Origin of the sequence: Salinarimonas sp. (genome assembly GCF_046292825.1) — a bacterium.
In the GTDB taxonomy this organism is placed as follows: Bacteria; Pseudomonadota; Alphaproteobacteria; order Rhizobiales; family Beijerinckiaceae; genus Salinarimonas.
Map to the genome: position 1 here is coordinate 35,426 of NZ_JBKBQG010000032.1, position 12,923 is coordinate 48,348.

Annotated in this window: 8 protein-coding genes; all 8 read left to right on the plus strand. The window is 67.8% G+C overall.

Features of this window, described 5'->3' with window-relative positions; genetic code table 11:
- Positions 1–47: 47 nt before the first annotated feature.
- The 8 genes from ACK4UM_RS14930 to narI all read left to right on the plus strand — a co-directional run bounded on the left by ACK4UM_RS14930 (position 48) and on the right by narI (position 12,757).
- Positions 48–1,190: a PHB depolymerase family esterase gene (locus ACK4UM_RS14930; protein WP_409800565.1), complete on the plus strand. Its 1,143-nt coding sequence runs from the start codon at positions 48–50 to the stop codon at positions 1,188–1,190.
- Positions 1,191–1,472: 282 nt separating this feature from the next.
- Positions 1,473–1,946, plus strand: coding sequence for a universal stress protein (locus ACK4UM_RS14935; RefSeq protein ID WP_409800567.1), 474 nt, complete (start codon positions 1,473–1,475; stop codon positions 1,944–1,946).
- Between the two features lie 70 nt (positions 1,947–2,016).
- Positions 2,017–3,681, plus strand: a complete 1,665-nt coding sequence (locus ACK4UM_RS14940; RefSeq protein ID WP_409800569.1) for an MFS transporter — start codon at positions 2,017–2,019, stop codon at positions 3,679–3,681.
- Positions 3,682–3,782: 101 nt separating this feature from the next.
- Positions 3,783–5,168 carry an MFS transporter gene (locus ACK4UM_RS14945; protein ID WP_409800571.1) on the plus strand — a complete coding sequence of 462 codons (1,386 nt, stop codon included), beginning with the start codon at positions 3,783–3,785 and terminating at the stop codon, positions 5,166–5,168.
- Positions 5,169–5,785: 617 nt separating this feature from the next.
- Positions 5,786–9,523, plus strand: coding sequence for a nitrate reductase subunit alpha (locus ACK4UM_RS14950; protein ID WP_409800573.1), 3,738 nt, complete (start codon positions 5,786–5,788; stop codon positions 9,521–9,523).
- Positions 9,524–9,683: 160 nt separating this feature from the next.
- On the plus strand, positions 9,684–11,213 hold the full coding sequence (gene narH / locus ACK4UM_RS14955) for a nitrate reductase subunit beta (protein WP_409800575.1): 1,530 nt from the start codon (positions 9,684–9,686) through the stop codon (positions 11,211–11,213).
- Positions 11,214–11,227: 14 nt separating this feature from the next.
- Complete coding sequence (gene narJ / locus ACK4UM_RS14960) at positions 11,228–11,971, plus strand: nitrate reductase molybdenum cofactor assembly chaperone (RefSeq protein ID WP_409800577.1); 744 nt, start codon at positions 11,228–11,230, stop codon at positions 11,969–11,971.
- 12 nt (positions 11,972–11,983) lie between these two features.
- Positions 11,984–12,757, plus strand: a complete 774-nt coding sequence (narI, locus tag ACK4UM_RS14965) for a respiratory nitrate reductase subunit gamma (protein ID WP_409800579.1) — start codon at positions 11,984–11,986, stop codon at positions 12,755–12,757.
- The last annotated feature ends 166 nt before the right edge of the window (positions 12,758–12,923 follow it).

Below are 12,923 nucleotides of genomic sequence, written 5' to 3' on the forward strand. Positions count from 1 at the left end.
AGACAATCGCGCGACATTGCGTGCTCACCCCCGAAGGATTTCATTCCATGACCAATTTCCGACAGGCCGACATGGCCGAAGCGACGCGGCTGACCCGCGAGGGGCGGCTCGCCGAGGCGATGGCGGTGCTGCGCGGGGCGCTCGGCTCCGGAGCGCCGACCCCGCCGCAGACGGGAGGGGAGGGGGCTGCGACGCCGTCGTCGATCCTCGATCTCGCGCCGCCCGCCCCCGGGACCGGCGGCGCCTGGACTTGGCCAGGCGAGGCGCAGCGCGCCCGCGCGCCGCAGATGCCGCGCCGCACGCGCGGCAAGGCCGGGCGCGGTGCGCCGCTGCCGATCCCCGCGGGCGCTTCCTTCGAGGAGCGCGTCTTCTCGAGCGCCGCCGGCTCGCGTCCCTACAAGCTCTACGTGCCGGCGAGCGCGGCGGGCGCGAAATCGCTTCCCGTCGTCGTGATGCTCCACGGCTGCACGCAGTCGCCCGACGATTTCGCGGCCGGCACGCGCATGAACGCGGTCGCCGAGGAGGAGGGTTTTCTCGTCGTCTATCCCGGCCAGACGCGCGGCGCCAACGCGTCTCTGTGCTGGAACTGGTTCAACCCCGCCGATCAGGAGCGCGGGCGCGGCGAGCCCTCGCTCATCGCCGGCATCACGCGCGCCGTGATCGCGGAGCGCGGCGCCGACGCGGGTCGCGTCTACGTCGCGGGCCTCTCGGCCGGCGGCGCCAAGGCGGCGATCATGGGGGCGACCTATCCCGATCTCTTCGCGGCGATCGGCGTCCATTCCGGGCTCGCCTGCGGGGCGGCGCGCGACGTCGCCTCCGCCTTCTCATCGATGAAGAACGGCGCTCCGGCGAGCGCGGGAGCCGGCGCCGGCATTCCGACGATCGTCTTCCACGGCGATCGCGACAAGACCGTCGCTCCCGTCAACGCCGACCAGGTCGCCGACGCGGCGCGCGCTTCGGCGCGGCTACAGGTGACGGTCGAGACCGGGCAGGCTCAGGCCGGGCGGCGCTTCACGCGCACGCTCCACACCGACGCGCGCGATCGGGTGATGCTCGAACAATGGGTGCTCCACGGCGCCGGCCACGCCTGGTCCGGCGGCAGCGCCGAGGGATCCTACACGGACCCGACCGGCCCCGACGCGAGCCGCGCGATGGTGCGCTTCTTCCTCGCCCACGAGCGGCGCGATTGATCCGCCGGGCGCGCGTATCGGCGCGCGCCCGCCATGCCGCACCCGGATGACCCGCGGGCCCGGCGGCGGTGCCCCACGGGAAGACGGCCGCGCGCGCAGCGACGCGCCGCGATCCCGTTTCATGCCGGAGATCCGCCTCAGGGGCTCCCCTTAGGACTGACGCGGTCCGGCCCCTCGCGGCCCCCTCGCTTGATCCAGATCAAGCCTCTCCGAGCCGGCATCATGACAGCGTCCGCGGACCGAACGGCCCTCTTGCGCCGTTCCGCTGCGGAGTCTTCGTCCATGCACCTGATGCTCGCCTACGACCACTCGCGCAATGCGCGCATCGCGCTCGAGGCGGTCAAGTCCCTCTTCGGCGCCGCCGCGAGCGAGTCCAAGACGGAAGTCACCCTCATCTCGGTCATCGAAGACGTCGGCACCGCCACCGACGCCACCGACGACATGTTCACCGAGCAATATCGCGAGCAGCGCGCGGGCGTCGAGGCGGCCGCCGCCGAGCTCACCGCCGCGGGCTTCTCGACGCGCGTCCTCTTCGCCGAGGGCGACGCCCGCAAGATGATCCTGCGCGCGACGCAAGAGCGCCATCCCGATCTCCTCGTGATGGCCCGCCACAGCCACAAGCCCGACAAGAGCGGCTTCTTCGCCTCGAAGATCGACGCCCTCGTCGAGGAATTCGACCACATGACCTTCGGGTCGGTGTCCGCCTTCCTCGCCCGGCGCGTGCAGTGCCCGCTCCTGATCATCCCCGCGCCCTGACCTTCCCGTCTTCCGCCCGACGCTCCCGGCGCATGCCGCGCCGCCCTCCGCCTTATCCGAGGCTAGTCCGATGCAAGTCTCCGACGTCTTCCGGTTCAAGAACCGCGAGATCAAGGCGCTCCACCTCACCTGGATCGCCTTCTTCATCTGTTTCTATGTCTGGTTCAACATGGCGCCGCTCGCGTCGAGCATGCTGCGCTCGGTGGACTGGCTCACCGCGGACGATCTGCGCCTGTTCGCCATCGCGAACGTGGCTCTGACGATCCCCGCCCGCATCCTGGTCGGCATGGCGCTCGACCGCTTCGGCCCGCGCCGCGTCTTCTCGATCCTGATGGTCGTGATGGCGATCCCCGCGCTCGTCTTCGCCTTCGGCGAGACGCGCGAGCAGCTCTTCATGGCCCGCCTCGTGCTCTCCTCGATCGGCGCGAGCTTCGTCGTCGGCATCCACATGACGGCGCTCTGGTTCAAGCCGCGCGACATCGGCTTCGCGGAAGGCCTCTATGCCGGCTGGGGCAATTTCGGCTCGGCCGCGGCCGCGATGACGCTGCCGACGATCGCGCTCACCCTCTACGGCGGCCCCGACGGCTGGCGCTGGGCGATCGCGCTCTCGGGCCTCGTGATGGGCGCCTACGGCATCTTCTACTGGTTCGCGATCACCGACGGCCCCAACCCCGACAGCCACCGCAAGCCCCGCAAGGCGGCCGCCCTCGAGGTGAGCTCCTGGCGCGACCTCGTGCTCCTGATCCTCTTCACGATCCCGATGGTCGGCATCCTGTCCATCCTCGTGTGGCGCATGCAGAACATGGGCTATCTCGATGGGATGACCGCCGCTTTCGTCTATGCCGCGATCGTGGTCGTGATCCTCTACCAGATCGTCCAGGTGCTGCGCGTCAACGTGCCGATCCTCAAGAAGGGCGTGCCGGCGGACGACCGCTATCCCTTCAAGTCGGTCGCCGCGCTCAACACGACCTATTTCGCGAATTTCGGCGCCGAGCTCGCGGTCGTGTCGATGCTGCCTCTGTTCTTCGAGCAGACCTGGGGGCTCAATGCCGCCATGGCCGGCCTCATCGCCGCCTCCTTCGCCTTCGTGAACCTGTTCGCGCGGCCCATGGGCGGGCTCGTCTCCGACCGGTTCGGGAACCGCAAGTTCGTGATGCTCGCCTATATGCTCGGCATCGCAGTCGGCTTCGCGCTGATGGGCCTGATGGACTCGACCTGGCCGCTCATCGTCGCGATCGCCATCACGATCTTCTGCTCCTTCTTCGTGCAGGGCGCGGAGGGCGCGACCTTCGGCATCATCCCCTCGATCAAGCGCCGCGTGACGGGGCAGATCTCGGGCATGGCCGGCGCCTACGGCAATGTCGGCGCGGTGTTCTACCTCTTCGTGTTCACCTTCGTCACGCCGAGCCAGTTCTTCTTCATCATCGCCGCCGGCGCCTTCGTGTCCTGGGTCGTCTGCCTGCTCTGGCTCAAGGAGCCCGAGGGCGGCTTCGGCGACGAATACGTCATCTCCTCCGTCGACGAGGCGATCGCGCTCGAGGCGCGCCGCAAGAAGGAGGCGCAGGCCGAGCTCGCCCGCGTCTTCGCCGGCTCGCAAAAAGTCGACCTCGTCGAGAAGGGCGAGAGCCTCACCGTCACCGCCCGCTTCTCCAACCTCGACGAGCTGCGCGCCGCGCTCGCCCGGATCTCCGGCACGGACGCCCCGCCCCGCTCGAATCCGGCCCCGGCCGAGTGATCGCCAAGACGATCGCCGAGACGGGCCGGGGCGCGCCTCGAGGCGCCGCCCCGGCCCGCCGCCTCATCCTCCTCTTCCTCGCACCGTGAAGGATCGGACCCATGTCCGCCTCTGCAAAGACCGCGATACACAAGCCCGCCGCAGACAAGCGGCACCAATCGAGCACCTGGCTCAAGCGCTGGGAGCCGGAGAACGAGGTCTTCTGGAAGGAGACCGGCTCGCGCCTCGCCTGGCGCACGCTCACCATCACGACGGCGAACCTCACCATGGCGTTCATGGTGTGGTTCCTCGTCTCGGCCCTCGTCGTGCGCCTGCCGGCGATCGGCTTCCAGCTCACGACCGGCCAGCTCTTCTGGCTCGCCGCCATGCCCGGCCTCGCCGGCGGCACGCTTCGCCTCGTGCACATGTTCTTCACGCCGATGTTCGGCACGCGCCACGTGGTCTCGCTCTCGACCCTGTCGCTGCTGCTCCCGGCGGTCGGCTGGTTCTTCGCGGTGCAGGATCCGACGACGCCCTATTGGGCGCTCCTGACGCTCGCCTTCCTCGCGGGGCTCGGCGGCGGCAATTTCTCGTCCTTCATGCCCTCGACGAGCCTGTTCTTCCCCAAGCGCCTGCAGGGGACCGCGCTCGCGATTCAGGCCGGCATCGGCAATTTCGGCGTCTCGATCGTCCAGTTCGTCACGCCCTGGATCATCGGCTTCGCGCTCGTCGGCTCGACCGCGCTCGTCGGCGAGCCGCAGACGATGGTGAAGGGCGGCGTCGAGAGCGAGGTGTGGCTCCAGAACGCGACGGCCGTCTACATCCCGATGATCGCCGCGCTCGGCATCGCCGCCTGGTTCATGCTCAAGAGCGTGCCCGTCACGGCGAATTTCCGCGAGCAGCTCGACATCTTCGGCTCGAAGCACACCTGGTCGATGACGAGCCTCTACATCATGACCTTCGGCGCCTTCTCCGGGCTCGCGGCGACCTTCCCGCTCCTGATCCGGACGTCCTACGGCCATTTCGACGGCGCGCCCGACCCGCTCACCTACGCCTTCCTCGGCCCGCTCGTCGGCTCGCTGATCCGCGTCCTCGCGGGGCCGGTCACCGACAGGCTCGGCGGCGCGATCGTCACGCATGTCGCCGGCATCGGCATGGTCGCCTGCGCGCTCCTCGTGACGCTCTTCACCACCCCGACCTCGCTCGACCAGTTCCCGTATTTCGTCGCGGCGATGCTCGGTCTGTTCGCCTTCGCAGGGATCGGCAACGCCTCGACCTTCAAGCAGATGCCGATGATCTTCCCGCCGCGCCAGGCGGGCGGCGTGATCGGCTTCACGGCGGCGATCGGCGCCTACGGCCCCTTCGCCCTCGGCATGCTGTTCGGCGCGGCGATCGGCGCCTTCGGGAACCCGAACGCGGTGTTCTACGGGCTCGCGGTCTTCTTCGCCTTCAACGTCGCCCTGAACTGGTGGATGTACGCCCGCAAGGGCGCCGCCACCCCCTGCTGATCTCAGGGTTTGCGAAGGGCTCGCGGGTCTCCCCTCCCCCTTGGGGGAGGGGCCGGGGGTGGGGGTGGTGCAGGATTTGGCGTATCGGTGCCTTCTGCACGACCCCCATCCGACCCGTCGGCTTCGCCGGCGGGCCACCTTCCCCCAAGGGGGCAGGACAAGAGCGAGATTGTGCGGCCGGAGAGCGATCTCCGGCCGCGACGCGCACCTCGAGCGTGTCATCCCGGGCCGCGAAGCGGACCCGGGACCCATACACTCCGACGATCGTTCGAGCGCGCATGCCGCGCTCGCGCTGCCGACCAAGCAGCATCGATGGTCGGCGACGCGCAGCCTACAGGCTGCGACTGCAGCGTCGCGGCTATGGGTCCCGGGTCCGCTTCGCGGCCCGGGATGACAGCCTGCGAACGACGCCAAGGGCGACGATCGCGGCCGACCCGCCGCCGCTTTCCTTTCCCTCAGGGGAAGGAGAGGCGCAGAACCCCGCTCAGGGGCTCCCCTTAGGGGCGAGATCTGAATTTCTCGCTGCCCCCCGCCCGGTTACCCAAGAACCATTCGAGACGAGCCTCGCCGAATGCTCGGCCCATGTCTCGCACGACATCACCGCAGAGGACACTTCCATGAGCCACTTCCTCGACAGGCTGACCTTCTTCAACCGCACGGTCGGCTCGTTCTCGGACGGGCACGGCATCACCACAAACGAGGATCGCGCCTGGGAGGACGGCTATCGCAAGCGCTGGCAGCACGACAAGGTCGTGCGCTCGACGCATGGCGTGAACTGCACCGGCTCCTGCTCGTGGAAGGTCTACGTGAAGGGCGGGATCGTCACCTGGGAGACGCAGCAGACGGACTACCCGCGCACGCGCCCGGATCTCCCCAATCACGAGCCCCGCGGCTGCGCCCGCGGCGCGTCCTATTCCTGGTATCTCTATTCGGCGAACCGCGTGAAGCATCCGCTCGTGCGCGGGCGGCTCCTGCGGCTGTGGCGCGAGGCGCGCGCGACGCGCACCCCGGTCGCCGCCTGGGCCTCGATCCAGGACGACCCGAACAAGCGGCGCTCCTACACCTCGATCCGCGGTCACGGCGGCTTCGTGCGCGCGACCTGGGACGAGGTCAACGAGATGATCGCGGCGGCGAACGCCTACACGGTCAAGACCTGGGGCCCCGATCGCATCCTCGGCTTCTCGCCGATCCCGGCGATGTCGATGGTGAGCTACGCGGCCGGCTCGCGCTACATGTCGCTCTTGGGCGGCGTCTCCATGTCGTTCTACGACTGGTATTGCGACCTGCCGCCCGCCTCGCCGCAGACCTGGGGCGAGCAGACGGACGTGCCCGAGAGCGCGGACTGGTACAATGCCGGCTTCCTGATCCTGTGGGGCTCGAACGTGCCCCAGACCCGCACGCCCGACGCGCATTTCTACACCGAGGTGCGCTATCGCGGCGCGAAGTCGGTGGTGATCTGCCCCGATTATTCCGAGGCCTCGAAATTCGCCGATCTCTGGATCTCGGTGAAGCAGGGCACGGACGCCGCGCTCGGCATGGCCATGGGCCACGTCATCCTGAAGGAATTCCACGTCGACCGGCAGGTGCCGTATTTCGTCGATTACGCCAAGCGCTACACCGACATGCCGATGCTCGTTCGCCTGGTTCGTCAGGACGGCAAGCTCGTGCCGGAGCGCTTCCTGCGCGCCTCCGATCTCGACGGGGCGCTGGGTGAGGACAACAATCCCGAGTGGAAGACGCTCGCCTTCGACGAGACCACCGGCGAGCTCGTCGCGCCGCTCGGCTCGGTCGGCTTCCGCTGGGGCGAGAAGGGCAAGTGGAACCTCGAGGCCAAGCGCTCCGACGGCGCCGAGGTCGACCTGCGGCTCTCGCTCGCGGGCGCGGAAGACCGCTTCGAGGACGTCGCCTTTCCCTATTTCGGCAATATCGAGCACGAGCACTTCAAGAGCGACACGCATGCGAGCGTGCTCGAGCGCCGCATTCCGGTGAAGACGCTCGCGACGACGGACGGCGAGGTTCTCGTCGCCACCGTCTACGACCTGTTCCTCGCCAATTACGGCATCGATCGCGGCTTCGGCGGCGCCAATGTCGCGAAGTCCCACGACGACGACACGCCCTATTCGCCGGCCTGGGCCGAGGCGATCTCGGGCGTGCCGCGCGACCAGATCATCACCACCGCGCGCGAATTCGCCCGCAACGCCGAGAAGACCAATGGGCGCTCGATGATCATCATCGGCGCGGCGATGAACCATTGGTACCACATGGACATGAACTATCGCTCCGCGATCAACATGCTGGTCATGTGCGGTTGCGTGGGCCAATCCGGGGGCGGCTGGTCGCATTACGTGGGCCAGGAGAAGCTCAGGCCGCAGAGCGGCTGGGCGCCGCTCGCCTTCGCGCTCGACTGGGGCCGCCCGGCGCGCCAGCAGAACTCGACCTCGTGCTTCTACGCGCACACCGACCAGTGGCGCTACGAGCAGCTGGAGATGTCCGAGATCCTCTCGCCGACCGCGCCCGCCGGCCCCTGGGACGGCGCCATCATCGACTACAACATCCGCGCCGAGCGCATGGGCTGGCTGCCCTCCGCCCCGCAGCTCCAGGACAACCCGCTGACCATCGCCAAGAAGGCGGAGGCAGCCGGGCTCGAGCCGAAGGACTACGTGGCGCAGAGCCTCAAGTCCGGCGCGCTGAAGATGTCCTGCGAGGACCCGGACAATCCGAAGAACTGGCCGCGCAACATGTTCGTGTGGCGCTCGAACCTGCTCGGCTCGTCCGGCAAGGGCCACGAATACTTCCTCAAGCACCTGCTCGGCACCAAGCACGGCCTCCTCGGCAAGGATCTCGGCGCCGAGGGCAAAAGACGCGCGAAGGAGGTGGTGTGGCGCGAGGAGGCGCCTGAGGGCAAGCTCGAACTGCTCGTCACGCTCGATTTCCGCATGTCGACGACTTGCGTCTACTCGGACATCGTGTTGCCGACCGCCTCCTGGTACGAGAAAGACGATCTCAATACGTCCGACATGCATCCCTTCATCCATCCGCTGACGGCGGCGGTGGATCCGGTCTGGGAATCGCGCACCGATTGGAACATCTACAAGGGCATCGCCAAGGCCTTCTCCGAGGTCGCGCCGGAAGTGCTCGGCGTCGAGAAGGACGTCGTGCTCACCCCGATCATGCACGACACCCCGGCCGAGCTCGCGCAACCCTTCGACGTGAAGGACTGGAAGACGGGCGAGATCGATCCGATCCCGGGCAAGACGATGCCGCAGGTGACGGTGGTCGAGCGCGATTACCCCAATCTCTACAAGCGCTTCACGTCGCTCGGTCCGCTCATGGACAAGCTCGGCAACGGCGGCAAGGGGATGGCCTGGGACACGAAGCACGAGGTCGAGCTCCTCAAGGCGCTCAACGGCACCGTGACCGAGAAGGGCCAGACTGAAGGCCTCGCGAAGATCGAGACCGCCATCGACGCCTGCGAGACGCTGCTCATGCTCGCGCCAGAGACGAACGGCGAGGTCGCGGTCAAGGCCTGGGAATCGCTCTCCAAGGCGACCGGCCGCGAGCACGCTCATCTCGCGCTGCCGAAGGAGGACGAGAAGATCCGCTTCCGCGACGTCGTCGCGCAGCCGCGCAAGATCATCTCTTCGCCGATCTGGTCGGGTCTGGAATCGGAGAAGGTCTGCTACAATGCCGGCTACACGAACGTCCACGAGCTGATCCCCTGGCGCACGCTGACCGGCCGCCAGCAGCTCTACCAGGACCATCTGTGGATGCGCGCCTTCGGCGAGGGCTTCTGCGTCTACAAGCCGCCCGTCGACATGAAGACGATCAAGCAGGTCCAGGGTCGCGGGGCGGACGGCGCTCCGGAAGTGGTGCTCAACTTCATCACCCCGCACCAGAAATGGGGCATCCACTCGACCTATTCCGACAATCTGATGATGCTCACGCTCAACAGAGGCGGACCGGTCGTCTGGATCTCGGAGACGGATGCGGCCAAGGCCGGCATCGTCGACAACGACTGGATCGAGGTCTACAACGTCAACGGCGCGATCTCGGCGCGCGCGGTCGTCTCCCAGCGCGTCAAGGACGGCATGTGCATGATGTACCATGCCCAGGAGAAGATCGTGAACACGCCCGGCTCGTCGCTCACGGGCCAACGCGGCGGCATCCACAACTCGGTCACCCGCGCCGTCCTGAAGCCCACCCACATGATCGGCGGCTACGCCCAATTGTCCTGGGGCTTCAATTATTACGGCACCGTCGGCGCCAATCGCGACGAGTTCGTCGTGGTGCGCAAGCTGGCGAAGGTCGACTGGCTCGAGGAGCCGCTCGCAGCCCCCGCGCAGGCCGCGGAATAAGGCGTCGCGACCCCTCGGAGGGCGCCCTCGCGCGTCCTCCGGGGCAGCCCTTAGGGGCATGATCTGAATATGCCCTGGACCCGCTCCAGGCTACCCCATTCAACGACGAACAGGCGCTTCGCGAGCCGCATCCGGCCCGTCGCGCGAGGGGATTACGACGATGAAGATCCGCGCCCAGATCGCGATGGTTCTCAACCTCGACAAGTGCATCGGCTGCCACACCTGCTCGGTGACGTGCAAGAACGTCTGGACGAACCGGGAAGGCATGGAATACGCCTGGTTCAACAACGTCGAGAGCAAGCCCGGCATCGGCTATCCGAAAGACTGGGAGAACCAGGCCAAGTGGAAGGGCGGCTGGCGCCGCCGCGAGGACGGCAAGATCGAGCCGCGGATCGGCGCCAAGTGGCGCGTGCTCGCGAATATCTTCGCCAATCCGAACATGCCCGAGATCGACGATTATTACGAGCCGTTCGATTTCGACTACGAGAACCTGCAGCGCGCGCCCGAGAGCCGCGCCTTCCCCACCGCCCGGCCGCGCTCCAAGATCACCGGCGAGCGGATGGAGAAGATCGAGTGGGGTCCGAACTGGGAGGAGATCCTCGGCGGCGAGTTCGCCGGCCGCTCCAAGGACGCCAATTTCGAGGGCGTCGAGAAGGAGATCTACGGCCAGTTCGAGAACACCTTCATGATGTATCTGCCGAGGCTGTGCGAGCACTGCCTCAACCCGACCTGCGTCGCCGCCTGCCCGTCGGGCGCGATCTACAAGCGCGACGAGGACGGCGTCGTCCTGATCGATCAGGACAAGTGCCGCGGCTGGCGCATGTGCGTCTCGGGCTGCCCCTACAAGAAGATCTACTACAATTGGGAGAGCGGCAAGTCGGAGAAATGCACGCTCTGCTATCCGCGTCTCGAGGCCGGCCAGCCGACCGTGTGCTCGGAGACCTGCGTCGGGCGCATCCGCTATCTCGGTGTCGTCCTCTACGACGCCGACCGCATCGAGGCGGCGGCGGCGACCAAGGACGAGCGCGACCTCTACGATGCGCAATTGCGCGTCTTCCTCGATCCGAACGATCCGCGCGTGATCGCCAAGGCGCGCGAGGAGGGCATCCCGGAAGCCTGGCTCGAGGCCGCCAAGGTGTCGCCCGTCTACAAGATGGCCATGGAGTGGAAGATCGCCTTCCCGCTCCACCCCGAATACCGCACCATGCCGATGGTCTGGTACGTGCCGCCGCTCTCGCCGATCCAGTCGGCCGCTGAAGCGGGCAAGATCGGCGTCGACGGCGAGATGCCCGACGTCAAGAGCCTGCGCATCCCGGTGCGTTACCTCGCCAACCTCCTCACCGCCGGCAACGAGGCGCCGGTCGTCACCGGCCTCGAGCGGATGCTCGCCATGCGCGCCTACATGCGCGCCAAGACGATCGACGGCGTGATCGACGAGAACATCGCCAAGCGCGTCGGCCTCTCGGGCGCGCAGATCGAGGACATGTACAAGATCATGGCGATCGCCAATTACGAGGATCGCTTCGTCATCCCGACCTCCCATCGCGAGATGGGCCTCGAAGACGCCTACGACCTGCGCGGCTCCTGCGGCTTCTCCTTCGGCAACGGCTGCTCCGGCGGCTCGACCGGGACGGGCCTGTTCGGAGGCAAGAAGGCGAAGAGCGCCAAGACCCCCATGGAAGTCGCCTGAGGAAGGACGCGATCATGCAGATTCTAAAGGCGCTCTCCGCGCTCCTCACCTACCCGACCCGCGGCCTCGTCGAGGCGGTGCCCGCGATCCGCGCGATCGTCGCGCAAGACGGCCTCGTGCGGGCCGATCTCGAGCCGCTGCTGATGCGGCTCGAGACGACCGATCTCTACGAGCTCGAGGAGGCCTACGTTCTCCTGTTCGATCGCTCGCGCTCGCTCTCGCTCAACATCTTCGAGCACGTCCACGGCGAGAGCCGCGACCGCGGCCAGGCGATGGTCGAATTGAAGCGGCTCTACGAGGAGGGCGGCCTCGCGCTCGACACGACCGAGTTGCCGGACTTCATCCCGCTCTTCCTCGAATATTGCTCGCTCCAGCCCGAAGTCGAAGCGCGCGCTCTCCTCGCCGAGCCCGCCCACGTCTTCACCGCGCTCGCCGAGCGGCTGCGCCGGCGCGAGAGCGTCTATGCGGCCGTGTTCGAGGCGCTCGTCGCGCTCGCCGCGACGAAGCCCGAGGCCGCCGCCTTCGAGGCGCTCGTCGAGGTCGACGACGCCGCGCCCGACGATCTCGCCGCGCTCGATCGCGTCTGGGAGGAGGAGGAGATCCGCTTCGGTGCGGGTGCCGCGACCGCCGATTGCGGCGTCGACGCGCTCGCCGCGAAGCTGCGCCAGGCCAAGCGCCCGGCGCCCGGCCTCGAGCCGCAGACGAACGCGCGCCCGCGCACCGTCTTCACCCATTCCGCATCCGCGCAAGAGGCCTGAGGAGACGAGGCCATGGAATCGACGCTCAACCACATCCTCTTCGGATGGTACCCCTATTTCGCGCTCACCGTGTTCCTGGTGGGCTCCCTCCTGCGCTTCGATCGCGAGCAGTACACCTGGAAGGCGAATTCGAGCCAGCTCCTGCGCCGCAAGCAATTGGTGCTCGGCTCGGTGCTCTTACATGTCGGCATCCTGGTGATCTTCTTCGGCCACGTCGCCGGTCTCCTCACCCCCGCCTTCCTCTTCGAGGCGGTGGGGATCTCGAAGGGCTTCAAGCAGGGCATGGCGATCGTCGTCGGCGGCACCGCGGGCCTCGTGACGCTCGTCGGCATGGTGCTCCTGCTGCATCGGCGGCTCTACGACCCGCGCATCCGCGCGACCTCGTCCTTCGCCGACACCGCGATCCTCGTGATCCTGTTCGTGCAGCTCCTGCTCGGGCTCGCCACGATCCCGCTCTCGCTCGGGCACATGGACGGCTCGAAGATGGTGCTCTTCATGAGCTGGGCGCAGGGCATCCTGACGCTGCAGCCGGGCGCCTCGGCCTATGTCGCCAACGTGCACCCGATCTTCAAGCTGCACCTGTTCCTCGGGCTCACGATCTTCCTCGTCTTCCCCTTCACCCGTCTCGTCCACATCTGGTCCGCCCCCGTCTGGTATCTCGGTCGGCGCGGCTACCAGATCGTGCGCACCAAGAAGCCGGTCGTCGCGCAAGTCGGCCAGCCGGCCACCAAGGGCGCGGGCTCCATCCCCGCCCGCCCCGTCCCGGCGGCCCAACCCGCCGAGTGACGGGCCTCGCGGCCCCGGGCTCTTGCCGCCCCGGTGCCGCTTTTCTCGACGATGCGCCCTTGTCCTTCCCCCTTGGGGGAAGGTGGCCCGGCGGCGCAGCCGACGGGTCGGATGGGGGTCGTGCAGGATGAAACGTAACGGTGCCTCCTGCACGGGGGGGGGCGGG

What these genes read in the sequence shown, in the direction of transcription:
- ACK4UM_RS14950 (WP_409800573.1), top strand. Translation starts at nt 5,786, where the DNA reads ATGAGCCACTTCCTCGACAGGCTGACCTTCTTCAACCGCACGGTCGGC.
- ACK4UM_RS14945 (WP_409800571.1), top strand. Translation starts at nt 3,783, where the DNA reads ATGTCCGCCTCTGCAAAGACCGCGATACACAAGCCCGCCGCAGACAAG.
- ACK4UM_RS14940 (WP_409800569.1), top strand. Translation starts at nt 2,017, where the DNA reads ATGCAAGTCTCCGACGTCTTCCGGTTCAAGAACCGCGAGATCAAGGCG.
- narI (WP_409800579.1), top strand. Translation starts at nt 11,984, where the DNA reads ATGGAATCGACGCTCAACCACATCCTCTTCGGATGGTACCCCTATTTC.
- narH (WP_409800575.1), top strand. Translation starts at nt 9,684, where the DNA reads ATGAAGATCCGCGCCCAGATCGCGATGGTTCTCAACCTCGACAAGTGC.
- ACK4UM_RS14930 (WP_409800565.1), top strand. Translation starts at nt 48, where the DNA reads ATGACCAATTTCCGACAGGCCGACATGGCCGAAGCGACGCGGCTGACC.
- ACK4UM_RS14935 (WP_409800567.1), top strand. Translation starts at nt 1,473, where the DNA reads ATGCACCTGATGCTCGCCTACGACCACTCGCGCAATGCGCGCATCGCG.
- narJ (WP_409800577.1), top strand. Translation starts at nt 11,228, where the DNA reads ATGCAGATTCTAAAGGCGCTCTCCGCGCTCCTCACCTACCCGACCCGC.